The sequence below is a fragment of the Janthinobacterium sp. GW823-FHT06H09 genome (assembly GCF_058794735.1).
The window spans coordinates 97,876-122,622 of the sequence record NZ_JBXAHC010000010.1; the positions used below are offsets into that span (position 1 = coordinate 97,876).

The window sequence follows — 24,747 nt, forward strand, 5'->3', positions numbered from 1 at the left end:
AAACCGGCGCAAGCCGGTTTTTTGTGCGCGTAAAACTTAACGCATGACTTTGCGCGTGCCCACGACTTCCACCGTCACGCGGCGGTTCTTGGCGCGGCCGGCGGCACTCGTGTTGTCGGCCACGGGCTGGGTTTCTCCCTTGCCTTCCGTGTAGACGCGGCTCGTCTCGACACCCTGCGCCACCAGATAAGCCTTGACGGCTTCGGCGCGGCGCAAAGACAGCTTCTGGTTGTAGGCATCGGAGCCGACGGCATCCGTATGGCCGACCGTGACGATGACTTCCAGGTCCATGCCCGTCAGTTGACCGAGCAGCTGGTCCAGTGCCGCCTTGCCTTGCGGCTTGAGCGTCGATTGATCGAAATCAAACAGCGCTTCGGAAGCAAACGACACTTTTTCCGACACGGGGGCTGGCGCCGGCTTGGCCTCGATCACCGGTGCCGGCATGGCGACGACGGGCGCGACCTCGGGCGCCGGCTGGTAGGCGGGCGTGGCGGTGGCCGGACGGCCCAGTTTATACACGAGGCTGACGGAATACAGGTCCGCATCGCCGCGGTTGCCGACGGCGTCGTTCAGGCGATAACGCTCGACTTCGCCGCGCAGGGCCAGCGCTTCGCTGAACTTGTATTCGAGGCCCAGGCCCAGCTTGGCGTTGAGCTTGCGTTCGCTGGCATGGGTATTGGCCGAACCCAGCAGGCGGTTGCCGCTGAACTCCGTGTTGGTCTTGGTGTAGTGCATGCCGACACGGCCCAGCAACGACAGGCGCTGCGACAGCGGCAGCTGGCCCAGCAAGTCCAGGTTCACGCCGCGAAAGGCCGCTTGTCCGTTCAGTACGCCGTTGCCGCTGGTGGTCGACTTGAAATCGAACTTGCCCAGGTCAAAGTAACCGGCTTCCACGGCGACATACTGGTTCAGTTGGCGGCCGACAAACAGTTTATAGCCGGTGTCGCGCTGGTCCTTGCTGAAACCGGTGACGGTTTCGCCGTTGGCGGCCAGGCTGGCGCGCAGGCGCGGCTCGTCGATGGTGGCGCGCGACTGGCCCGCGCCCGCGCCGATGTACCAGGCGCTGTTGGCCCAGTCCGGGTTGATGAAGGTATTGTCCTGCGCCTGCGCCGATTGGGCCGCCAGCAAGGCGCCGGCCGTTACGCTCAGGGCGCCCAGTGTGTGTGCGATAGTCATGGTCATGTCCCGATTATTTGGTGATCTGATTGTTGCGCAGGGTAACGGCGGCAGCCGTCAGCACGCGGCCATTGAGCAGGGTCGTATTGTCGCCCACCGTGATGGCGGCCGACTGGCCCAGGATATTGCCCTTGAAGACGCTGTTGGCGGCCAGGGTGGTCGGGCCGACGGGCAGCCAGCTGACGTTGTCGGCCGTGGCGCCATTGTTCAGGGCAACCACCGAGTTGACGGTTGAGTTCAGGGTCAGCGCCGTGCGGAAGATGTACACGCCAGGACCGTTCAGGGTCAGGGTGCCCGTGATGCTGATGGCGCCCGCATAGCAATACACGCCGGGACCGAAGGTTTGGCCGCCGAGGTCGATGCCGCCGGCAAAGCTGACGTCGCACGTACGGCTGTTGCCATCCGTGATTGCCGCTTGCAAATCCGTCATGGCGCCGGCCAGGATGGCGCCCGACTTGTAATTGGTAAAGCCTGCCGCCTGGGTCGGATCGACCGTTTGCGAAGGTGAGCCGACGTCGCCCGTGATCAGCGTGGTGCCGCCCGAATTGTTCGTGATCGAGGTACCTGCCAGCACGCCGAAAGGTGCCGCGCGGCCCAGGAAGATCGGGTTCAGGACGGGCGGGATGGCGACAGCGGTGACGGTCAGCAGCGCGCTGCCCGACTGGCCGCCGGCCGTGGCGGTGATGCTGCTGGTGCCGGTGGCAACACCGGTGGCGATGCCCGTGTTCAGTACCGTGGCATTGGCAACGGTGCCCGAGGTCCAGGCGGCGCTGTTGGTGACAATGGCGTTCGAGCTGTCGGAATAAGTGGCGGTGGCAATGAATTGCTGCGTGGCGCCCACAGCGATGCTGGCGGTGGCCGGCGTGACGGCGATGCTGACGATGCTGGTGGCCGGCACGGTGATGGTGGTGCTGGCCGTCTTGCCGTTGAAGCTGGCGTTCATGACGCTGGTGCCAAAGGCAACGCCGGTGACGAGGCCGCCGCTGGCGACGGTGGCGAAAGCGGGCGTGACGGCAAGGAAGCTGCTGCTGGCCGTGACGTCAGCCGTGCTGTTGTCCGAGTAGGTGGCAATGACGGCCAGCTGGCGCGTCGCGGCGACGGGCACGATGGGGCTTTGCGGCGTGACGGCGATAGCCAGCAAGGTCGCTGGCGTGACGGTCAACTGGGCCGCTGCGCTCTTGCCGCCAAACGCGGCACTGATGTTGCTGTTGCCGGCAGCGATGCCGGTGCTCAAGCCTGTGGCGGCATTGACTGTCGCGCTGGCCGGTGTGGCCGACGCCCAGGCCGCCTTGGCGCTGACGTCTTGCGACGAGCCGTCGCTATACGTGGCGATGGCCGTGAATTGCTGGCCCGCACCGATGGTGACCGTGGCCGTGGCTGGCGTGACGGCCAGGCTGGACAAGGTGGCGCCCGGCAAGCCGAGGATGGGATCGCGTCCCTGGTCGCCGCCGCCGCAACCGGCAAGGGCGGCCATGGCCAGCAAACCTGCCGAGACGAGCAGCGGATTCAGATATCGCTTGAAGAGGTTCATATAGTTCCTTTGTGCATGGCAATCATTGCCGGGCATCCGCGGATGAGGTCATCCGGCAGAGCCATGCCGCTTTTCGCTACAGGCGATGGCGTCACAGGCATGCACTATTTCATTTAGGAAACTTCAAGTATGTTCGGTGGCGCGCATAGCCTGCCTTTGGTAGGAAAATGGCGCAAACGCGAGCGATTCGGCCTGGAAAACAACGGCCGTGTGCGGAATACAGACACAAAAAAGCCGGCGCAGCGACCGGCTTCGACAGGGCATACGTGTGCTGCTTAGTCTTCGCGTACCCACGTCTGCGAGCGGCCAAACATCGGCACGCCGACATAGCCGCGCACTTGCAGCTTGGTGCCGCCTTCAATCAGTTCGGCCTTGCTCTTGTAGGTCTTGCCATTGGCCGGGTCCATGATTTCGCCGCCCGTCCATTCCTTGCCGTCATATTTCAGGCCGGACAGGATCACCAGGCCGACGATGGGCTGGTCCTTGTTGGCGCCCGTGCACTTGTCGCACTTCGGATTTTGCTCTTCATTCGGGGCGCGGAACAGCTTGTCGATCTTGCCTTGCAAGACGCCGTTGCTTTCCGTGATGACGACGAGGGATTTCGGCTTGCCGCTGGCGTCGTCGATGGTTTTCCACGTGCCCACGGGGGTGTGGTTGTCATCGCGCGCGGCGGCGCTGCCGGCGATGGCCAGGGCGGCCATCATGACGCTTGCTGTGACGGTTGTTTTGAATAAAGTACGCATCGTTAGTCTCCAATGGTTTTTTTTGATCGGGTCACGAACAGTTTATATACCAAGGCAAGACCAGCGGTGCTGCGCGGCGTCACGGATAACGCCGCGCAATCCTTCCAAACCTGCCTTATGCGCTGGCTAGTTTAGCAAACTGTTCGCGCAGTTTTTCAATTGTCGCCGAAAAACTGAGCAAACGCTCGTTTTCTTGCGCAACGATGGCGGCCGGGGCGCGCGCGACGAAGCTTTCATTGCCTAATTTGCTGTTTACTTTGGCAATTTCTGCTTCGATGCGGGCGATTTCCTTGCCCAGGCGCTCGCGTTCGGCTGCCACGTCGATTTCCACTTTCAGCATCAGCTTGGTGGTGCCGACGATGGCAACGGCCGCTGGCGAGTCCGGCAGCGCATCGACGATCTGCACTTCAGCCAGCTTGCCCAGCGACTGGATGTACGGTGCGTACGACGCCAGCGCGGCCTTTTCCGCCGCATTGCCCGCTTCGACGATCAGCGGCACGCGCACGGATGGCGAGATTTGCATTTCGCCGCGCAGGTTGCGCGTCGCGTCCGTCAAGGCCTTCAGCTGCTGCATCCACGCTTCGGCCGACTCATCGATCTTGTCGGTGTTGGCGATCGGATACGGCTGCATCATGATCGAATCACCCTCAGCTTTCAGGGTCTTGCCGGCCAGCGGCGCCACCGTCTGCCACAGGGCTTCCGTGACAAACGGGATGATCGGATGGGCCAGGCGCAGCACCACTTCCAGCACGCGCAGCAGGGTGTGGCGGGTGGCGCGCTGCTGGCCTTCCGTGCCCTGCTGCACTTGCACCTTGGCTACTTCCAGGTACCAGTCGCAATACTCGTCCCAGACGAATTTGTAGATGGTGGCGGCGATATTGTCGAAACGGAAGTCTTCAAAGCCCTTGGCCACGTCCAGTTCCGCCTTTTGCAGCAGCGAGATGATCCACTTGTCCGCTTGCGACAGGTCGGCGTCGTTCGGCGTGCAATCCTTGCCTTCCGTATTCATCATGACGAAACGGGTGGCGTTCCACATCTTGTTGCAGAAGTTGCGGTAGCCTTCGCAGCGGCCCAGGTCGAAGTTGATGTTGCGGCCCAGCGAGGCATAGCTGGCCATGGTGAAGCGCACGGCGTCCGTGCCGTAGGCGGAAATGCCTTCCGGGAATTCCTTGCGTGTCGCCTTGGTGATCTTTTCCGCGTCGCGCGGGTTCATCAGGCCCGTGGTGCGCTTGACGATCAAGCCTTCCAGGTCGATGCCGTCGATCAGGTCGATCGGGTCCAGCGTGTTGCCCTTCGACTTGGACATCTTCTGCCCCGTCGAATCGCGCACCAGGCCGTGCACGTAGACGGTTTCAAACGGTACCTTGCCCGTGAAGTGCGCCGTCATCATGACCATGCGCGCGACCCAGAAGAAGATGATGTCGAAACCCGTCACCAGCACGGACGACGGCAGGAAGGCCTTCATGTCCGGCGTTTCTTCAGGCCAACCCATCGTCGAGAACGGCACCAAGGCCGACGAGAACCACGTGTCGAGCACGTCGTCGTCGCGTTTCAAGGGGCCCGTGCTGCCGGCGGCCTGCGCCTTGGCGATGGCTTCCGCTTCTGTCTTGGCAACGAAGATATTGCCCTTGTCGTCGTACCAGGCCGGAATTTGATGGCCCCACCACAGCTGGCGCGAGATGCACCAATCTTGGATGTTGTTGAGCCACTGGTTGTAGGTGGTGCTCCAATTTTCCGGCACGAACTTGATTTCGCCATTGGCGACCTTGTCCAGCGCCGTCTCGGCGATCGACTTGCCCGGGAAGAAAGTGCCTTCCGGGGCCGGTTTGCTCATGGCGACGAACCACTGATCCGTCAGCATCGGCTCGATGACGACGCCCGTGCGGTCGCCGCGCGGCACCATCAATTTATGCGGCTTGACCTGTTCCAGCAAGCCTTGCGCGTCGAGGTCGGCGACGATCTGCTTGCGCGCGGCGAAACGGTCCATGCCGCGGTAGGCGGCCGGCGCGTCGTCGGTGATCTTCGCGTCCAGGGTCAGGATGACGATCTGCGCCAGTTTGTGGCGCTGGCCCACGGCGTAATCGTTCATGTCGTGCGCAGGGGTGATCTTCACGCAGCCGGTGCCGAATTCCTTGTCGACGTATTCGTCGGCAATGATGGGGATTTCGCGGTCCGTCAGCGGCAGTTTGAGCATCTTGCCCACCAGCGCCGTGTAGCGCTCGTCCGTCGGATCGACGGCCACGGCCACGTCGCCCAGCATGGTTTCAGGACGCGTGGTGGCCACCGTCAGGAAACCGCTGCCGTCGGCCAGCGGGTATTTGATGTACCACATGGAGCCGTCTTCTTCTTCCGACACCACTTCCAGGTCGGACACGGCCGTGCCCAGCACGGGGTCCCAGTTGACGAGGCGCTTGCCGCGGTAGATCAGGCCCTGCTCGAACAGGCGCACGAAGACGTCGGTGACGACTTTCGAGCGCGGTTCATCCATCGTGAAGTATTCGCGCTTCCAGTCGGCCGAAGCGCCCAGGCGGCGCATCTGCCCGGTGATGATGGAACCCGATTTTTCTTTCCATTCCCACACTTTTTCCACGAATTTCTCGCGGCCCAGGTCATGGCGCGAAATCTTTTGCGCGTCCAGCTGGCGTTGCACGACGATTTGCGTGGCGATGCCCGCGTGGTCGGTGCCGGGAATCCAGGCCGTGTTGTGGCCCAGCATGCGGTGGTAGCGGGTCAGGCCATCCATGATGGTCTGGTTGAACGCATGGCCCATGTGCAAGGTGCCGGTGACGTTCGGCGGCGGCAACTGGATGCTGAAGGAAGGTTTTCCGGCATCGAGGGTGGCGGTAAAGTAACCGCGCTGTTCCCACTCGGTGCGCCAGAATTGTTCAATGTCGGCGGGCTCGAAAGACTTGGCTAATTCCATGATTTGGCGTGTGATTGGCAAAAGGAACCATTATAGATGACGCGGCAACGCCTGCAGCGTGGCAAGCGGCCTTTTTCAGTGTTTTGGCGGCCTGGCGGGCCGCGAACTAAGTAATCCTCAGGAAATTATTGTGAAATTATGACGAACAGAACCGGATGCTATGCAAGGCGCCAGCCGTGACGCAGTGCGAGCACTGCTAGCAGCGGGCAACGCCGCAGAGCGCCGGTTATGGAAGTCAGAAATCACAATAATTTATTGGGGGTTACTTAACAACAGAGGGCGCAATAAAACGGGGGAGAAAGGGCGGCCGATGCTATAATGCCGGCCTCGGCGCCTCCTGCCCCATCCTTGCGGACGGCGCCAGCAGACGCGGTGGTATCAACGTTTCATATCCAGCACCCGTCCGCGTCTCACGGCCAGCGCATCTGCGATGCCAGCCACCTTCAGCGCGTCCCCTTCGGGCCGGGCGCCTGAGCCACGCGCACCGCCAGCGGTGCACCATTCACGGCGGAATCAAAGCGGCACGTCATTGCACGCCGCTGCCGCCACAGCTTAGCCAGGATCTGTTGTCCGGCGCGTCGTCTTTTGATACGGCACACCCCGCTTGGCGCCTTGCCGCCTGTGGCCTTGCCGTGGCCGCCGCTTTCCTGGTTTCGCTTTTACAAGGAAATCATCATGAAAAAAATCGCCATCGTTGCCGGTCTTGCCACCACTCTGGGCGCCTTGCCTGCCGCCCAAGCCCAGTCGTCCGTTGATGTCTATGGTCTGATGGACGCGGGCCTGGTACAGGAAGGCGGCATCAGCAAGCTCACCAGTGGCATATCGGCCGGCTCGCGCCTGGGCCTGCGCGGCACGGAGTCGCTGGGCAATGGCTGGCAAGCCGTGTTCACCCTGGAAGCGGGCGTGCAGGGCGATACGGGCCGCTCGGACCAGGCGGGGCAATTGTTCGGCCGCCAGGCGTTTGTCGGCCTCAACAGCCCGCTGGGCATGCTGACCGTGGGCCGCCAGTACAACCTGCAAAGCCAGGCCTTGACCGACGTGGCCGACCCGTTCGAAGGCGGTTATGCCGGCGCGGCGACCAACCTGGCCGGCTATTCGGCCACGCGCATCGACAATACCGTGCGCTACACCTCGCCGGAATGGCGCGGCGTGACGGGCACCGTCATGTATGGCGCCGGCGAACACACGGGTGTGGCGGCGGACCAGCGCTCGCTGGGTCTGGCCCTCGGCTATGTCAACGGTCCGTTGACCTTGCGCCTGGCGCGCCAGAGCCGTGCGGGCGAGCCGGGTAAGGCCGACGCGAACAACACGATTCTGGCCGGTAACTACAACTTCGGCGTGGCCACGGCGTTTGCCGGCTATGGCCGCAACACGGGCGAGGGCAGCACCATGTTCTTCGCGGAAAACCCATATGGCGCGGCGCAGGCGCCCACCGCGTCGAACGACAGCCGCGACGCCATCGTTGGCGTCTCCGTGCCGCTGGGCGCGACGACTTTGCTGGCCTCGTATGTGCGCAAGGATGACCGCGACAGCGCCAACCGCGATGCGCAGCAGCTGGCCATCGGCGCCACGTACGCCTTGTCCAAGCGCAGCAAGGTATATGTTGCCTACGCGCATATCCGCAACCGCAACGACGCCGCCTACATGGTGGGCAATGCCACGGAAGTGGGCACGGGCAACCGCGCGTTCAACGTCGGCTTGCGCCACGCGTTTTAACGCCTGCTCAAACCATCGCCAGGGCAGGCAACATGCTGCCTTGGCGTAATAATTCTTCAAAGGCGGGCGCGGCCAGCGGGCGGCTGAACAGATAGCCCTGCATCTGGTCGCAGCCGTGCTGGCGCAGGAAGGCCAGCTGCTGCGCCGTTTCCACGCCTTCGGCGATGACGTCCAGGCGCAGGCTGTGCGCCAGCGCGATGATGGCTTGCACGATGGCCGCGTCGTCGTCGCTGTGCGTGAGGTCGCTGACGAAGGATTTGTCGATTTTTAATACGTCGATGGGGAAGCGGCGCAGGTGCGCCAGGCTCGAATAACCGGTGCCGAAGTCGTCGATCGACAGCTGCAAGCCCAGCGCCTTGAGCTTGCCCATGGTGGCGATCGCCTGTTCCACATCCTGCATCATCATGCTTTCCGTCAATTCCAGCTCGAGGAAACGCGCTTCCAGGCCCGTCACGGCGAGTATTTCCCGCACCGATTGCAGCAAGCCGCTTTGCCGGAATTGCCGCGCAGACAAATTGACGGCCAGGCGCAAACCGCCCAGTCCCTCCCGTTGCCACGCCCGCGCTTGCGCGCACGCCGTCTGCAGTACCCAGGCGCCGATGGGCACGATCAAGCCCATTTCCTCGGCCAGGTGGATGAATTCGCCGGGCGCGATGGCGCCCAGGGTGGGGTGGCGCCAGCGCAGCAGCGCTTCCATGCCCACCACCTTGCCGCTGTCGAGCTCCACCTGCGGCTGGTACACGAGGTGGAACTGGCCACGCTCGAGCGCATGGCGCAACTCGCTTTCCAGACCCAGCCGGGCCAGCATGTCGGCATTCATGGCCGGCGCGTAGCTTTGCCAGTGATTGCGGCCTTGCTCCTTGGCCCGGTACATGGCGATGTCGGCATGCTTGATCAGGGTTTCCGCGCTGTCGCCGTCCAGCGGATAGGTGGCCACGCCCATGCTGCACGTGAGAAAGAATTCATGGCCGCCCACCAGCAGCGGCTGGGCCACGGCGTCCAGCACGCGCTGCAGGATGAGCTGGCCCGGGTCGCTGTTGGCGTGTTGCGGCAGCAGCAAGACGAATTCGTCGCCGCCGAGGCGCGCCACCGTGTCGACTTCGCGCGTGGCGGCGCGCAGGCGGTCGGCGATCAGTTTCAGCAGGATGTCGCCCGCATCGTGGCCCAGGGTGTCGTTGACGAACTTGAAACGGTCGAGGTCGATGAAGACCACCCACAGGGGCAGGGTGCTGCGGCGCGCCACGGCCATCGCCTGTTCCAGCCGCTCGCGCAGCAATAAACGGTTGGCCAGGCCCGTGAGGATATCGTGGCGCGACTGGAATTCCAGTTCCTGCTCGAAGCGCATGACGGTGCTGATGTCGTATTGCGCCACGACAAAGTGACTGACGGGACCATCGCCATCGTCGCGCACGGGTGCGACGAACAGCTCGCTCCAATAGGTGCTGCCGTCCTTGCGGAAATTGCGCACGATGGCCTTGCCTTCGCGCTGTTCGCTCAAGGCCGCGCTGATGGCATGCATGTCCTGGCGCGCATGCTCCGGCCCCTGCAAGTCTTCCAGGCGCTGGCCGATGACTTCGCCGGCCGCATAGCCGGTGATGCGCTCGAAGGCGGGATTGACGTATTCGATCAGGTAGCCGGGCGCGTCGGCGCTGCACAGGATGATGGCGTTGGCCGAGACTTCGATGATGCGTTCGCGCAAGCGCAGCGACTTTTCATTGCGCATGCGCGCAGCGATATCCTCGGACAGGCGCAAATTGGCAAACTGCAGCGCCGCCGTGCGTTCGCCCGTGATGCGGGCAATCACGGAATTGCGCGACACCAGCTGGTACACATAGGCCGTGGCCAGCAGGCTCGACAACATTCCGCCCAGCAGCACATACAGCGAGCCGCGGTGGTTTGCATCCAAGGTCATGCCGTTGGCCGGCAGCATGGCGGCGCGCAGCGTGTGACCGCTGGCGTGGTACTGCAGTAGCAGCCTGGTGCTTTCCGACTCGATCTGGCGTGCCGATGCGTAGCACAGGGCCGTCAGGCACAGCCCGACCGCCAGGGTGATCAGGGCCGAGATGGAGACGGAAATGGAGATGCGTTTGAAGAATGATTGCATGATGGCGTCCGGTAACAGCGCCGGCGCCGATCCATGATCCGGCAGCCCTGGCAGTGATTGACTGTAGGGCGTCAGGCGCCGCGGGGTCCGTTCGCTACCGAACGGACAAGCATGCCTGCAAGAAATATAGTCGGGCCACTGTGCAGGCGCTGTGTTACGCTGCTGCATATGGCGCCCCTCGTTCGGACGTCTTTCACTTCTCTCCCTAGCTGACGACTGGAAACCAGGAAAACTGCCCATGTCGAGTCCGCATGCCCAGCTGCACAACCCGAATCAGAACCATTTGCTCGCCGCCATGCTCGACGCCGATTTCGCGCGCCTGGCTCCCCATCTGGAGCAAGTCTCCATGCTGCTGGGCGACGTGATCTACGACTCGGGCGACAAGCTGCAGTATGTGTATTTCCCCACCACGGCCATCGTTTCCATCCATTACCTGCTGGAAAACGGCGGCTCGTCCGAGATCGCCGGCGTCGGCAACGAGGGCATCGTGGGCGTGTCGCTGTTCATGGGCGGCAACTCGACACCGAGCCGCGCCGTCGTGCAGACAGGCGGCGTCGGCTACCGGCTCAAGGCCCACCTGCTGATGGAAGAGTTCGACCGCGCCGGCCCCGTCATGCGTTTGCTGCTGCGTTATACGCAAGCCCTGATCACGCAAATGTCGCAGACGGCCGTGTGCAACCGCCACCATACGGTGGAGCAGCAGTTGTGCCGCTGGCTGCTGCTGACCATGGACCGCCTGCCGAACCGCGAGCTGACCATGACGCAGGAACTGATCGCCAACATGCTGGGCGTGCGCCGCGAAGGCGTGACGGAAGCGGCGGGGCGCCTGCAAGCGCGCGGCCTCATCAGCTACCGGCGTGGCCATATCACGGTGCAGGACCGCGCCGGCCTCGAAGGCCAGGTGTGCGAATGCTATGGCGTCGTGAAGAAGGAATTTACGCGCCTGCTGTCGGACGTGCGCCAGCGCCAAGGCCGCTAGGCGCCGCATTTCCCTCTCTTTATTGTTGTCATAGCCCAGGCTACCCATGCACTCAGTTGAAAATAACCCTAACCGCGCCCCGTCGCGCTGGCCCATGGCATTGGCGTTCGCGTTCAGCGCCATCGTATTGGTGGTCATCGGCGTGCTGGCCTGGCGCGCGCCGCCTTTTGATGCGGCGATCCTGATCGAGGCCCTGGTATGCCTGTTGTTGCTGATGCTGGTGGCGCTGTACCGGCGCACGGTGTCGGCCAGCCTGCCGCGCCAGCTGCTCAAGGCGGGCGCCTTGCAGGATGCGATTTTCAACAGCGCCAACTTCTCGTGCATCGCCACCGATGCGCAGGGCGTGATCCAGATCTTCAACGTGGGCGCCGAACGCATGCTCGGCTACGCAGCCAGCGACGTGGTCGACAAGCTGACGCCGGCCGGTATTTCCGACGCGCAAGAAATCGTCACCCGCGCCGCCGCCCTCAGCGCCGAGCTCGACACCGTCATCACGCCGGGCGTGGAAGCGCTCGTGTTCAAGGCCACGCGCGGCATCGAAGACATCTATGAGCTGACCCACATCCGCAAGGATGGCAGCCGCTTCCCCGCCATCGTCTCCGTGACGGCCTTGCGCGACGCGCAGAGCAAGGTCATCGGCTATCTGCTGATCGGCACCGACAACACGGTGCGCAAGCAGGTCGAGGCGGAACAGGCGCTGCTGGACCAGCGCCTGCGCGAACAGCAGGCGTACACGCGCTCGCTGGTCGAGACCAATAATGCCGAGCTGAAGAAGGCGCGTCTGGTGGCGGAAAAGGCCAACCGCGCCAAATCCGAATTCCTGTCGAGCATGAGCCATGAATTGCGCACGCCCCTGAATGCCGTGCTGGGTTTCGCCCAGCTCATGGCGTCCGACGTGCCGCCGCCGAGCCCGCCGCAGCAGCGCTCGATCGAGCAAATCCTCAAGGGCGGCTGGTATCTCTTGCGCTTGATCAATGAAATTCTCGACCTGGCCATGATCGAATCGGGCAAGGTCACCCTGTCGCAGGAAGCGATGTCGCTGCTCGACGTGCTGCAGGATTGCCAGGCTATGATCGCGCCGCAGGCGGAAAAGCGCGGCATCCGCATGCATTTCCCCCGCTGCGGCAAGGCCTTTTATGTGCATGCGGACCGCACGCGCGTGAAGCAGGTGATGATCAACCTGCTGTCGAACGCCATCAAGTACAACCAGGGCGGCGGCGCCGTCACCGTCGAATGCAGCGGGCATGGCGAGCGCGTGCGCGTGAGCGTGCGCGACAGCGGCGCCGGCCTCGACGCGGCCCAGGTGGCGCAGCTGTTCCAGCCTTTCAACCGCCTGGGACAGGAAAACAGCACGGAAGAGGGCACGGGCATCGGCCTGGTCGTCACCAAGCAACTGGTCGAATTGATGGGCGGCACTATCGGCGTCGACAGCGCCGTCGGCGTGGGCACCACGTTCTGGTTCGAGCTGGCCGCCAGCAGCGCGCCGGCACTGGTGCTGGGCGACGGCGATGCGTTGCCGCAGGTGCAGGAACCGCAGGAAAGCCTGCGCACCTTGCTGTACGTGGAAGACAATCCCGCCAACCTGGCGCTGGTCGAGCAATTGATCGCCCGCCGCAGCGACTTGAAACTGCTGACGGCCATCGATGCGCATCTGGGCATCGACCTGGCGCGCACCTACCAGCCCGACGTGATCTTGATGGATATCAACCTGCCCGGCATCAGCGGCTACGGCGCGCTGCACATCCTGCATGATGATCCCCTCACCAGCCACATCCCCGTCATGGCCCTGTCGGCCAATGCCGTGCCGCGCGACATCGAAAAAGGCTTGCAAGCGGGCTTCTTCCGCTATCTCACCAAGCCGATCAAGGTGGTCGAATTCATGGATGCGCTCGACGTGGCCCTGCACCATGCAGCCGCGCACGGCCTGGCCGACGACACTCACGCAATACGCTAATTCAGCACTCAATTTTAGGAATACCGCCATGCTTCAAGCCACCGAGATCCTGAACGCCAGCATCCTCATCGTCGATGACCAGGAGGCCAACGTCATGCTGCTCGAACAGGTGCTGCGCAATGCCGGCTACACGCGCATCACGTCCACCATGGACCCGCAAGCCGTGCGCGCGCTGCATCAGCAGCACCGCTACGACCTGATCCTGCTCGACTTGCAGATGCCGGAAATGGATGGCTTCGAAGTCATGGAAGGCTTGCGCGATCTCGAGGCGGGCAGCTATCTGCCCGTGCTGGTGATCACGGCCCAGCCCGGCCACAAGCTGCGCGCGCTGCAAGCGGGCGCCAAGGATTTCGTCAGCAAGCCCTTCGACCTGGTGGAAGTCAAGACGCGCATCCACAACATGCTGGAAGTGCGCTTGCTGTACCAGAAGCTGGCCGAATACAACAAGTCGCTGGAACAGATGGTGGAAGATCGCACGGCGGAGCTGCGCGAAAGCGAAGCGCGCTTCCAGCGTTTCACGGAACTGTCGTCCGACTGGTACTGGGAACAGGATGCGCAGGGCAATTTGACGCGCTTTTCCGGCCCCGTGGCCGAGATGCTGGGCATCGGCAGCGAGGAAGAGCCGCAGCGCTGGAATGCCGCCGAGCGCGCCTTGCTCGACGCAAAAATTGCCGCGCGCGAACCGTTCCTCGATTTCATCTACAGCCGCGCCAACCTCGACGGCAGCACGCAGTATCTGCAGGTCAGCGGCGAACCGATGTTCGACAATGGCAGCCGCTTCATCGGCTACCGCGGCATCGGCCTCGATGTCACGGAGCGCTTGCGGGGAGCGTGATTTATACTTGGTGTTATTGATATTGACCAGGAAAAATCATGACTGACAAATCACCACCGCAATACTGGTTCCCCGCCAAGACCTATGGCTGGGGCTGGGGCTTGCCCATCACCTGGCAGGGCTGGCTGGTGTTCCTGGCCGCGCTGGCGCTGTTCGCCTGCGGCGCCTTCCTGTTCCCGCCGCAAACCATGCTCGTCGGCTACATCGTGTATGAAGTGGCCATCGTCGCCGTGCTCATTTTCATCTGCCAGCTGAAGGGCGAACCGACCGCCTGGCGCTGGGGCAAGAAGAAATAATCGTGCCGGCATCTGCTGCATTGCAGCAGATGCGCAAAGACGACACCGGCAAGAAATCATCTGGCCACGCGGCGCGAACCGCGTATAATTGGCTCGCTGCCGCAAGGCGGCAAACGCTAGGGGTCCTGCCTTTCGCTGTGGAAACACAGTGCAAGCGCGGGTGAGAAATACCCTCCGAACCTGATCTGGATAATGCCAGCGAAGGGAAGCTTTAGGATGAACGCACCCCGCCTTTCCGCGTGCACAATTCCGAACCTCCTTAGCTGGCTCCAGGCTTAAAAATAGTCTAGCCAAGGAGCCAAAATGAACGCCAACCCGAAATTCCTCTCCGCCACCGCCACGGTCGACGAAGCCGCCATCGCGCCGCTGCCCAATTCGCGCAAAATCTACGTGCAGGGCAGCCGCCCCGACATCCGCGTACCCATGCGCGAGATCAGCCAGTCCGACACGGAAGCATCGTTCGGCGGCGAAAAGAATCCGCCGATCTACGTCTACGATACCTCCGGCCCGTACACGGACCCGGACGTGCAGATCGACATCCGCTCGGGCCTCGATACGCCGCGCCTGCCATGGATCATGGAGCGGGCCGATACGGAAGAGTTGCCCGGCCCCACCTCCGACTACGGCATCGCCCGCCTGGCGGACCCGAAGCTGGCCGAGCTGCGTTTCAACCTGCACCGCAAGCCGCGCCGCGCCATTGCCGGCAAGAATGTTACACAGATGCATTACGCGCGCCAGGGCATCATCACGCCGGAAATGGAATTCGTCGCCATCCGCGAAAACATGCGCCGCCAGGAATATCTGCGTGAACTGAAAGCTTCCGGCCCCATGGGCGAGCGCCTGGCGGACCTGATGGGCCGCCAGCACCCGGGCCAGTCGTTCGGCGCCAGCATCCCGGCCGAGATCACGCCGGAATTCGTGCGCGAGGAGATCGCCCGCGGCCGCGCCATCATTCCCGCCAACATCAACCACCCGGAAGTCGAGCCGATGATCATCGGCCGCAATTTCCTCGTGAAAATCAACGCGAATATCGGCAATTCCGCCGTCACCTCGTCGATCGGCGAGGAAGTGGAAAAGATGACCTGGGCCATCCGCTGGGGCGGCGATAACGTGATGGACTTGTCTACCGGCAAGCATATCCACGAAACGCGCGAATGGATCGTGCGCAACAGCCCCGTGCCCATCGGCACCGTGCCCATTTACCAGGCGCTGGAAAAGGTCAATGGCAAGGCCGAGGATCTGACGTGGGAAATCTTCCGCGACACTTTGATCGAGCAGGCCGAGCAGGGCGTCGACTATTTCACCATCCACGCCGGCGTGCTGCTGCGCTACGTGCCGATGACGGCCAAGCGGCTGACGGGCATCGTCTCGCGCGGCGGCTCCATCATGGCCAAATGGTGTCTGGCGCACCACCAGGAATCGTTCCTGTACACGCATTTCGAGGAAATCTGCGAAATCATGAAGGCCTACGACGTGTCGTTCTCGCTGGGCGACGGCTTGCGCCCCGGTTCCATCTACGACGCCAACGACGAGGCGCAGCTGGGCGAACTGAAAACTCTGGGCGAGCTGACGCAGGTTGCCTGGAAGCACGACGTGCAAGTGATGATCGAGGGCCCGGGTCATGTGCCCATGCAACTCATTAAAGAAAACATGGACTTGCAGCTGGAGCAGTGCGGCGAAGCGCCGTTCTACACCCTGGGACCGTTGACGACGGACATCGCGCCCGGTTACGACCACATCACGTCCGGCATCGGCGCGGCCATGATCGGCTGGTACGGCACGGCCATGCTGTGCTACGTGACGCCGAAGGAACACCTGGGCTTGCCCAACAAGGCTGACGTCAAGGATGGCATCATCACCTACAAGATTGCGGCGCATGCGGCCGACCTGGCGAAAGGCCATCCGGGCGCACAGATCCGCGACAATGCCCTGTCGAAAGCCCGCTTCGAATTCCGCTGGGACGACCAGTTCAACATCGGCCTGGACCCGGACAAGGCGCGCGAATTCCACGATGAAACCTTGCCCAAGGATTCAGCCAAGGTGGCGCATTTCTGCTCCATGTGCGGCCCCCATTTCTGCTCGATGAAGATCACGCAGGAAGTGCGCGAATACGCGGCCGGTATGGGCATCGCGGAAGACAAGGCGCTCCAGCAGGGCATGGAAATCAAGGCCATCGAGTTCATCAAGAACGGCGCCGAGCTGTACCGCAAGGTCTGAAGGAGAGCGTGATGCCTGCATTGATATCCATCACGCTCAACGGCGCACCGCACCAGGTGCCGCCCGGGCAGACACTCGATCAATTGATTGCCGCGCTGTCGCTGGAAAACCAGGCGCTGGCGCTGGCCGTCAACCGCAACGTCGTGCCGCGCAAGGCGTGGCCGGGACAGGTCTTGCAGGTGCAAGACCAGGTTGAAATAGTCCGCGCCATCGGCGGCGGCTGAAAACGTCCAAGCAAACCTACTGCGCGTCGCGCTTTGCGGCCTGCGATGCTCACCGTGCTCTAGCACGGTTGCGCGTCTCGGCCACAAATCATCGCCGCTCGCTACGGTTTTCTTCGGACGTTTAAAAACTTAAGGAAAAGCACATGAATACCGTAATACATGACGACATGCTGACCATCGCAGGCAAGCAATACCAATCGCGTTTGCTGGTGGGCAGCGGCAAGTACAAGGATTTGCCGCAGACGCGCGAGGCGACGGACGCGGCCGAGGCGCAGATCATCACGGTGGCGATCCGCCGCGTGAATATCGGGCAAGACCCGAACGCGCCCAGCCTGCTCGACTTCGTGCCGCCGGACCAGTACACGATACTGCCGAATACGGCCGGCTGCTACAACGCCAAAGACGCCGTCTACACCCTGCAACTGGCGCGCGAACTGCTGGGCGGGCGCAACCTGGTCAAGCTCGAAGTGCTGGGCGATGAAAAGACCCTGTTCCCGCACATGCCGGAAACGTTAATTGCCGCCGAAGCGCTGGTCAAGGATGGTTTTGACGTGATGGTCTACTGCAGCGACGACCCCATCCAGGCGAAGATTCTGGAAGAGATCGGCTGCGTGGCCGTCATGCCGCTGGCGTCCCTGATCGGCTCGGGCATGGGCATCCTGAATCCGTGGAACTTGTCCTTGATCATCGACCAGGCGAAAGTGCCCGTGCTCGTCGATGCGGGCGTGGGCACGGCGTCAGATGCGGCCATTGCCATGGAACTCGGCTGCGATGGCGTGCTGATGAATACGGCCATTGCCGGCGCGCGCGATCCCGTGCGCATGGCGCGTGCGATGAAGCTGGCCGTGCGGGCCGGGCGCGAAGCGTTCCTGGCGGGACGCATGCCGCGCAAATTTGCCGCTTCCCCATCGTCGCCGATGGCGGGCCGCCTGACGTGATGGTGCCAACGTTGCCGACGGTGCTGGTGTTTGCCGGCGCCGACCCGTCGGGCGGAGCCGGCATCGCCGCCGATATTGTCGCGATTGCGGCGCAGGGCGCGCATGCCTTGCCCGTGATCACGGCGCTGACGGTGCAGGACAACGACAGGGTCTTCGGCGTGCAGCCGGTGGCGCCGGAATGGCTGCGCCGGCAGGCGCTGGCGCTGATCGACAAGATGGTAATCAGCGCCGTGAAAATCGGCATCCCGGGCAGCGCCGCGAATGCGGCCGTCATCGCGCAGCTGATCGCGCAATTGCGCCAAAGCCGGCCGGACTTGCCCGTGGTGCTCGATCCCGTGCTGGCCAGCGGCCATGGCGACGTGCTCAGCCGGGACGATGCCGTGCTGGCGCTGGCGCCCTTGCTGCCGGTGACGACCGTGATCGTACCGAACGGGCCCGAAGCGCTGGCTCTCGGCGGCGAAGCAGCGTTGCGCGCGCAAGGCTGTGGCCACGTGCTGGTGACGGGCGGCCATGGCGAGGGCCAGACGATCATCAACCGCTGGTTTGACGCCGCTGGCGGGGAGCGCGAATGGCGCTGGCCGCGCCTGCCCGGAGAATTTCACGGCAGCGGCTGCACCCTGGCCTCGGCCATCGCGGCGCGCCTTGCACTGGGACAGGCATTGCCTGAAGCGCTGGATCTGGCGCAAAGCTATTGCCATGCGGCCCTGGCCGGCGCGTATGCGATTGCGCCAGGTCAGCTCATGCCGCAACGATTCATTCAATAAGGAAACATCATGCGTGGACTGTATCTGGTTACCCCGAATTGGGACGACAGCGACCGCCTGCTCGACGTGAGCGAGCAAGCCTTGCAGGCAGGCGTGGCCCTGCTGCAATACCGTCACAAGAGCGCCGAGGCGCAGCAGCGGCGCGAGCAGGCGGGCGCCTTGCTGGCCCTGGCCCGCAAGTATGGCGTGCCCTTCATCATCAATGACTTTATCGAGCTGTGCGAAGAGCTCGACGCCGATGGCGTGCACGTGGGCGGCCTGGACGCGTCCGTGGCGCAGGTGCGCGCCCGCCTGGGCAAGGACAAGATCGTCGGCGCTTCCTGCTATGGCGACATGGCCCTGGCCAGGACGGCCGAGGCCGGCGGCGCCAGCTATGTGGCCTTCGGCGGCTTTTATCCTTCGCTGGTGAAAAAGTATCCGGTGACCACGCCCCTGGACATCGTGCTGCAGGCGAAACGCGAGATCGCCTTGCCCTGCGTGGTGATCGGCGGCATGACGCCGGAGAACGCAGCGCCGCTGGTGGCGCGCGGCGCCGACATGGTGGCGGCCATCAGCAGCGTCTTTAACAATGCATACGAGGCGGACGATGTGAATATTGCGGTGCAGCAATTCAATCAATTATTCGCGGCATGAGCATGGACATACGGGGCTGATTTGGGGCAATAATCGGCATATAATAAGAACATCATTCATTACCGAGGTTCCCCACCCATGAGTCAGCCAGCCGCCGCGAAACGCCTTATCCTGATCGTTGACGATGACCAGCTCCTGTTGGAATTCCTCGGCGAAGTCCTGCGCCATGCCGGCTACGAGACGGCCCTGGCCCATTCGGCCGAAGTGGCGCTGCAGCTGGTCGCCCAGCGCGAGCCGGACCTGGCTTTGCTCGACATCCACATGCCGGGCATGTCCGGCCTGGAACTGGCCAAGCGCCTGCATGGCGAGACGGGCGTGCCGTTCATGTTCCTGTCCGGCAGCGGCGACAGCGAATCGGGCAAGCAGGCGGCTGCCTATGGCGCCGTCGGCTACGTGGTCAAACCCGTCGACGAAGGCCGCTTGATGCCGGCGTTCGAAGCGGGCCTGGCCCGTGCCGACGAGATCCGCCAGTTGCGTCGCACCGAGCTGAACCTGAACGCGGCCCTGGCCGCCGGCCGCGAAACGAGCTTGGCCGTCGGTTTGCTGATGGGCAAGTTCCAGACGGACCGCAACACGGCGTTCGAAGTGCTGCGCGACCATGCCCGTTCCAGCCGCCGCAAGATCAATGAAATCGCCAGCCAGCTGTTGCTGGCCGAGGAAACCCTGAACGGCTTGCACGGCGCATTTTTGAACCGGGCAAAGACCAAGTAAGCGTATCCTCTCGCGCCCGCATGCCTGCCTTGCTATGATGTGGCGATACGGCGCGCTGGCGCGCCTGGTTCAACCATAGACAGGACATACATGAAAACCAAAGCAGCGATTGCATGGAAGGCGGGCGCGCCTTTGACCATCGAAGAAGTCGACCTGGCCGGCCCGCGCGAGGGCGAAGTACTGGTCGAGATCAAGGCCACGGGCATTTGCCACACCGATTACTACACCCTGTCGGGCGCCGACCCGGAAGGCATCTTCCCGTCCATCCTGGGCCATGAAGGCGCCGGCATCGTCGTCGACGTGGGCCCGGGCGTGAAAAGCCTGAAGAAGGATGACCACGTCATCCCGCTGTACACGCCGGAATGCCGCCAGTGCAAATTCTGCCTGTCGCAAAAGACCAACCTGTGCCAGTCGATCCGCTCGACCCAGGGCCGCGGCCTGATGCCGGACGCCACCTCGCGCTTCTCCATCGACGGCAAGCCCATCTTCCACTACATGGGCACCTCCACCTTTTCGAACTACATCGTCGTGCCGGAAATCGCGCTCGCAAAAATCCGCGAAGACGCACCGTTCGACAAGGTCTGCTACATCGGCTGCGGCGTCACCACCGGCGTGGGCGCCGTGCTGTTTACGGCCAAGGTCGAGGCGGGCGCGAATGTCGTCGTGTTCGGCCTGGGCGGCATCGGCCTGAACGTGATCCAGGCGGCGAAGATGGTCGGCGCCGATAAAATCATCGGCGTGGACATCAACCCGGCGCGCCAGGACATCGCGCGCAAGTTCGGCATGACGCATTTTGTCAACGCCAACGAAGTGGAAAACGTCGTCGACACCATCGTGCAGCTGACGGACGGCGGAGCCGACTACAGTTTTGAATGCATCGGCAACACCACCACCATGCGCCAGTCGCTCGAGTGCTGCCACAAGGGCTGGGGCCAGTCCATCATCATCGGCGTGGCGGCGGCCGGCCAGGAAATTTCCACCCGTCCATTCCAGCTGGTGACGGGGCGCGTGTGGAAAGGTTCCGCCTTCGGCGGCGCGCGCGGCCGCACGGACGTGCCGAAGATCGTCGACTGGTACATGGAAGGCAAGCTCAATATCGACGACTTGATCACGCACCGTCTGAAGCTCGACGACATCAACCAAGGTTTCGACCTGATGAAAAGCGGCGAATCGATCCGCTCCGTCGTGCTGTATTAATTGAAATACGCCGTACCACGGCGTTTTTGCGGAGGCTGCGGCCTCCGTTTTTTTTTGCCCCGCGTGCCATCCATCGTCCATGTCTGCCATCCAGGCAAGTCTTTTTGCAGCCTGTCGCACCGCGCTGGAGCCGTGCGCCATCCATCGCTACAGTCAATGCTCCACTACTTTTGCGACGAGGCAGCCATGTCCACTTCCCACCGTTTGATCCTCAGCCTGGCCGGTATTGTGCTTGGCGGCAGCGCGCTGGCCGTGCAGCCGTCGCAGCCGCCCGCGCCGCCGGCCGCACCGGCCGCGCCGAGCAAGAAAATCAATATTTCCATGGGCAGCGGCGATGGCTATGCGCTCGTCGACAGCAGCGAGGATAGCGTCACCATGGCCGGCACCGATGTCGACGGCCAGCAGATCAAGCAGCTGCAGCGTTCGCTCAAGGGGCAGTTCTTGTGGTTCCGCGACCAGGGCAAGGGCTATGTGACGCAGGATGCCGCGCTGCTGGCCCGCGTGCGCGACGCCTGGAAGCCGTCGCAAGATCTGGGCTTTCAGATGAGCGGCCTGGGCAAGCAGATGAGCGAACATGGCAAGGCGATGGGCGAACTGGGCAGCAAGATGGGCGCCCATGGCGCGGCGCAGGCGAACGTCGGCGCGCGCGATGTGGCGCAACTGCAGGCGCTGGGCCGCCAGCAGCAGGAACTGGGCCGCAAGATGGGCGAGGCGGCACGCCGCGAGGCGCAGGCCACCACGGAGACGGCGCGCCGCGCGGCCGGACGCGAGGTGGAACGCCTGCAGCAGCAGATGGAAGATGCGCAGGACGCCATGGAAGAGGTCAACGACCGCATTGCCACCGCGCAAGAACGCGAGGCGGACAAGGTGGATGCGCTGTCGCGCCAGATGGATCAGCGCGGCAAGCCGATGGAAACCCTGGGCAAGCAGATGGAAGCGCTGGGACGCCAGCAGGAAAAGGCCACCAAGGCCGCCGACAAGGCTACGCGCCAGGTGATCGCCCAGGCCCTCAGCGAGGGCAAGGCAAAACCGGTGCGCTAGACTTGGTTCCAGCTGGCGGCCACGGCGCGGTATTGCGACGGCAGCTGCGCCCTGGCCTCGTCTTCGCTCGCATACACCTCGTCCTGCAGCGTTTCCCAGCGCGCGTCGCAGCTGAAACGGTAGACGCGCGCCTCGCCCGCATACTGGCACACGGCCAGGCCGTGGATGGCGGCGGGGGCGGTGCCATGCTCATCGGTGAGGTGGCCGAAGGGCAGGTCGGACCAGGCCCAGGCCAGTACGCGGGCGCCGTCGAGGTGGGTGGGTGGTGTCATGGGGATACAGGCCGTTGTGTCGGGATGCCGATTGTAGCGCGCGTGGGTAAAATGGCGCGACCGCTGGACAAATGCACAGTATTTTTAGCCATGCCGGTATAATCACGGGATGCAAAATCTTCTTCACAACCTCAATCCCGAACAATTGGCTGCCGTCACCCTGCCGGCCCAGCATGCGCTGATCCTGGCCGGCGCCGGTTCGGGCAAGACCCGCGTGCTGACCACCCGTATTGCGTGGCTGATCCAGACCCAGCAGGTATCGCCGCCCGGCATCCTGGCCGTGACCTTTACGAATAAAGCCGCCAAGGAAATGCTCACGCGCCTGTCGGCCATGCTGCCGATCAACACGCGCGGCATGTGGATCGGCACCTTCCACGGCCTGTGCAACCGCTTGTTGCGCACGCATTACCGCGACGCGGCCTTGCCGCAGACGTTCCAGATCCTCGATTCCCAGGATCAGCTATCCGTGATCAAGCGCTTGTTGAAGGCGAACAACATTGATGATGAGAAATTCCCGCCGAAGACGGTGATGTATTTCATCAACAACGCCAAGGACCAGGGCTTGCGCGCCACGGACGTGGAAGCGTATGACGCGCATGAGCGCAAGATGGTCGAGTTGTACCAGTTGTACGACGACCAATGCCAGCGCGAAGGCGTCGTCGATTTTGCGGAACTGTTGCTGCGCACGTATGAATTGCTTAGCCGCAATCAACCGTTGCGCGAGCATTACCAGGCGCGCTTCCGCCACATTCTCGTCGACGAGTTCCAGGATACGAACAACCTGCAATACAACTGGTTGAAATTGCTGGCCGGCCACGGCAGCCGCGATGGCGGCGCCCTGTTTGCCGTCGGCGACGATGACCAGAGCATCTACGCGTTCCGCGGCGCGAATGTCGGCAACATGAGCGCCTTCGAGCACGAGTTCCAGGTGAAGAACTTGATCAAGCTGGAGCAGAACTACCGCTCGCACGGCCACATCCTCGACAGCGCCAACGTATTGATCGCGAACAATAGCAAGCGCCTGGGCAAGAATTTGCGCACGGACGCGGGCCATGGCGAGCAGGTGCGCGTGTATGAAGCCAGTTCCGACTTGCAGGAAGCGCAGTGGATCATCGAAGAGGCGAAAAGCCTGATCGCCGACGGCGCCTCGCGCAGCGAAATCGCCATTCTGTACCGCTCGAACGCGCAGTCGCGCGTGATCGAACATGCGCTGTTCTCGGCCGCGATTCCGTACCACGTGTATGGCGGCCAGCGCTACTTCCAGCGCGCCGAGGTCAAGCACGCAATTGCCTATTTGCAGTTGATGGACAATCCGCACAATGACTCCGCTTTCTTGCGCGTGGTCAATTTCCCCACGCGCGGCATCGGCATGCGCTCGATCGAGCAATTGCAGGCCGCGTCGGAACAGTACGGCATTTCGCTGTACGCATCCGTGCCGTATGTGGCGGGCAAGGCGGGCAGCGTGCTGGCCGGTTTCGTCAAGCTGATCGAAGGCGTGCGCTTCGAAACGCAGCAACTGTCTCTGCCGGAAATGGTCAGAGTCGTGCTGGAAGCGAGTACCTTGCTGCAACACTATCAGAATGAAAAGGAAGGCGCTGACCGCATCGAGAATCTGGAGCAGATGGTCAGTGCGGCCAGCCAATTCATTTCCGAGGAAGGTTTTGGACAGGGCGCACCGGCCCACCTGGGCCCAGCAGCCCAGGCGCAGTCGGGCGCGCCCGTCGTCAACCAGGATGGCATCGAGATACTCGACGCGGACGCGCCGCTGCCGGCCGTGATGTCGCCGCTCTCCGCCTTCCTCTCGCACGCGTCGCTGGAAGCGGGCGACAACCAGGCGCAGGCGGGCCAGGATGCGCTGCAGATGATGACGGTACATTCGGCCAAGGGCCTGGAATTCGACAATGTGTTCATTACGGGCCTGGAAGAGGGCCTGTTCCCGCACGAAAGCAGTTCGAAGGAAGACAACGGCGTGGAAGAGGAACGCCGGCTGATGTACGTGGCCATCACGCGCGCGCGCAAGCGGTTGTACATGAGTTTTTCGCAGACGCGCATGCTGCACGGCCAGACGCGCTACAACATGAAGTCGCGCTTCTTCGACGAGTTGCCGGAAGAGTCCTTGAAATGGCTGTCGCCGAAGGTGCAGGCCAACTGGTTCGGCAACCGCAAGTCGGCCTGGGACGAGGCGCCCAAGGTGGCCAGCCTTGGTTCGGACAATGCGATTGCACAAAAGATCGCGCAAAAAGCCACAGGCGGCGGCTGGCGCATCGGCGAATCGGTGGCGCACGCCAAGTTCGGCGAAGGCGTGATCGTCAATATCGAAGGCGGCGGCGGCAATGCGCGCGCGCAGATCAACTTCGGACAGCACGGCATGAAGGTGCTGGACCTGGGGATTGCCAAGCTGGAACGTCTGGGACGGTGATGTGGAACGCGGGATGGCTGACGATGGCGTCGGATTACGCCTTCGGCTAATCCGACCTACGCCAGGAACGGTGA

At 63.0% G+C, this 24,747-nt stretch carries 20 protein-coding genes and 1 riboswitch; of the genes, 14 read left to right on the forward strand and 6 right to left on the reverse strand.

The window, feature by feature from the left end; translation table 11 throughout:
* Nucleotides 1–36: 36 nt before the first annotated feature.
* From AC1Q6X_RS18465 to AC1Q6X_RS18480, 4 genes are all read right to left on the reverse strand, one after another.
* Nucleotides 37–1,176 (reverse strand): OmpA family protein, encoded by a 1,140-nt coding sequence (locus tag AC1Q6X_RS18465; RefSeq protein WP_492498053.1) that lies wholly within the window; start codon nt 1,174–1,176, stop codon nt 37–39.
* Between the two features lie 13 nt (nt 1,177–1,189).
* Nucleotides 1,190–2,707: an ice-binding family protein gene (locus AC1Q6X_RS18470; protein ID WP_492420039.1), complete on the reverse strand. Its 1,518-nt coding sequence runs from the start codon at nt 2,705–2,707 to the stop codon at nt 1,190–1,192.
* Between the two features lie 275 nt (nt 2,708–2,982).
* Nucleotides 2,983–3,450: a DUF2147 domain-containing protein gene (locus AC1Q6X_RS18475; protein ID WP_492498055.1), complete on the reverse strand. Its 468-nt coding sequence runs from the start codon at nt 3,448–3,450 to the stop codon at nt 2,983–2,985.
* Between the two features lie 115 nt (nt 3,451–3,565).
* The gene (locus tag AC1Q6X_RS18480) at nt 3,566–6,373 is read right to left on the reverse strand and encodes a valine--tRNA ligase (RefSeq protein ID WP_492498057.1); all 2,808 of its coding nucleotides are present in this window, start codon (nt 6,371–6,373) and stop codon (nt 3,566–3,568) included.
* Between the two features lie 675 nt (nt 6,374–7,048).
* Between AC1Q6X_RS18480 and AC1Q6X_RS18485 the strand changes: the two genes are divergently transcribed.
* Nucleotides 7,049–8,089: a porin gene (locus AC1Q6X_RS18485; protein ID WP_230506365.1), complete on the forward strand. Its 1,041-nt coding sequence runs from the start codon at nt 7,049–7,051 to the stop codon at nt 8,087–8,089.
* Nucleotides 8,090–8,096: 7 nt separating this feature from the next.
* On the opposite strand, the gene AC1Q6X_RS18490 is transcribed toward AC1Q6X_RS18485, so the two are convergent.
* The gene (locus tag AC1Q6X_RS18490) at nt 8,097–10,193 is read right to left on the reverse strand and encodes a putative bifunctional diguanylate cyclase/phosphodiesterase (RefSeq protein WP_492498058.1); all 2,097 of its coding nucleotides are present in this window, start codon (nt 10,191–10,193) and stop codon (nt 8,097–8,099) included.
* 238 nt (nt 10,194–10,431) lie between these two features.
* Between AC1Q6X_RS18490 and AC1Q6X_RS18495 the strand changes: the two genes are divergently transcribed.
* From AC1Q6X_RS18495 to AC1Q6X_RS18550, 12 genes are all read left to right on the forward strand, one after another.
* Nucleotides 10,432–11,172, forward strand: coding sequence for a Crp/Fnr family transcriptional regulator (locus tag AC1Q6X_RS18495; protein WP_409027257.1), 741 nt, complete (start codon nt 10,432–10,434; stop codon nt 11,170–11,172).
* A 46-nt stretch (nt 11,173–11,218) separates the two neighbouring features.
* On the forward strand, nt 11,219–13,126 hold the full coding sequence (locus AC1Q6X_RS18500) for a hybrid sensor histidine kinase/response regulator (RefSeq protein WP_409027256.1): 1,908 nt from the start codon (nt 11,219–11,221) through the stop codon (nt 13,124–13,126).
* A gap of 28 nt (nt 13,127–13,154) precedes the next feature.
* Nucleotides 13,155–13,961, forward strand: a complete 807-nt coding sequence (locus tag AC1Q6X_RS18505; protein ID WP_070222683.1) for a response regulator — start codon at nt 13,155–13,157, stop codon at nt 13,959–13,961.
* 38 nt (nt 13,962–13,999) lie between these two features.
* On the forward strand, nt 14,000–14,257 hold the full coding sequence (locus tag AC1Q6X_RS18510; RefSeq protein ID WP_070290027.1) for a hypothetical protein: 258 nt from the start codon (nt 14,000–14,002) through the stop codon (nt 14,255–14,257).
* A gap of 108 nt (nt 14,258–14,365) precedes the next feature.
* Nucleotides 14,366–14,481: riboswitch (TPP riboswitch) on the forward strand.
* Between the two features lie 79 nt (nt 14,482–14,560).
* The gene (thiC, locus tag AC1Q6X_RS18515) at nt 14,561–16,474 is read left to right on the forward strand and encodes a phosphomethylpyrimidine synthase ThiC (protein ID WP_086144896.1); all 1,914 of its coding nucleotides are present in this window, start codon (nt 14,561–14,563) and stop codon (nt 16,472–16,474) included.
* 20 nt (nt 16,475–16,494) lie between these two features.
* Nucleotides 16,495–16,698, forward strand: a complete 204-nt coding sequence (gene thiS, locus AC1Q6X_RS18520; RefSeq protein ID WP_071079564.1) for a sulfur carrier protein ThiS — start codon at nt 16,495–16,497, stop codon at nt 16,696–16,698.
* A 143-nt stretch (nt 16,699–16,841) separates the two neighbouring features.
* On the forward strand, nt 16,842–17,636 hold the full coding sequence (locus AC1Q6X_RS18525) for a thiazole synthase (protein WP_492498062.1): 795 nt from the start codon (nt 16,842–16,844) through the stop codon (nt 17,634–17,636).
* Nucleotides 17,636–18,400 carry a bifunctional hydroxymethylpyrimidine kinase/phosphomethylpyrimidine kinase gene (thiD, locus tag AC1Q6X_RS18530; RefSeq protein WP_492403565.1) on the forward strand — a complete coding sequence of 255 codons (765 nt, stop codon included), beginning with the start codon at nt 17,636–17,638 and terminating at the stop codon, nt 18,398–18,400. The genes AC1Q6X_RS18525 and thiD overlap by 1 nt, the downstream gene beginning before the upstream one ends.
* Nucleotides 18,401–18,409: 9 nt before the next feature.
* Nucleotides 18,410–19,033: a thiamine phosphate synthase gene (gene thiE, locus AC1Q6X_RS18535; protein WP_492403473.1), complete on the forward strand. Its 624-nt coding sequence runs from the start codon at nt 18,410–18,412 to the stop codon at nt 19,031–19,033.
* Nucleotides 19,034–19,111: 78 nt separating this feature from the next.
* The gene (locus AC1Q6X_RS18540; protein WP_492403471.1) at nt 19,112–19,744 is read left to right on the forward strand and encodes an ANTAR domain-containing response regulator; all 633 of its coding nucleotides are present in this window, start codon (nt 19,112–19,114) and stop codon (nt 19,742–19,744) included.
* A gap of 90 nt (nt 19,745–19,834) precedes the next feature.
* A complete protein-coding gene (locus AC1Q6X_RS18545) occupies nt 19,835–20,941 on the forward strand; it encodes an S-(hydroxymethyl)glutathione dehydrogenase/class III alcohol dehydrogenase (protein WP_035824628.1) in 1,107 nt (368 codons plus the stop codon).
* 186 nt (nt 20,942–21,127) lie between these two features.
* On the forward strand, nt 21,128–21,982 hold the full coding sequence (locus AC1Q6X_RS18550) for a hypothetical protein (protein WP_492498065.1): 855 nt from the start codon (nt 21,128–21,130) through the stop codon (nt 21,980–21,982).
* On the opposite strand, the gene AC1Q6X_RS18555 is transcribed toward AC1Q6X_RS18550, so the two are convergent.
* Nucleotides 21,979–22,254, reverse strand: a complete 276-nt coding sequence (locus AC1Q6X_RS18555; protein ID WP_492498066.1) for a hypothetical protein — start codon at nt 22,252–22,254, stop codon at nt 21,979–21,981. The two genes, AC1Q6X_RS18550 and AC1Q6X_RS18555, sit on opposite strands and share 4 nt — an antisense overlap.
* A 109-nt stretch (nt 22,255–22,363) precedes the next feature.
* Between AC1Q6X_RS18555 and AC1Q6X_RS18560 the strand changes: the two genes are divergently transcribed.
* Nucleotides 22,364–24,673, forward strand: a complete 2,310-nt coding sequence (locus AC1Q6X_RS18560; protein ID WP_070278250.1) for a UvrD-helicase domain-containing protein — start codon at nt 22,364–22,366, stop codon at nt 24,671–24,673.
* The last annotated feature ends 74 nt before the right edge of the window (nt 24,674–24,747 follow it).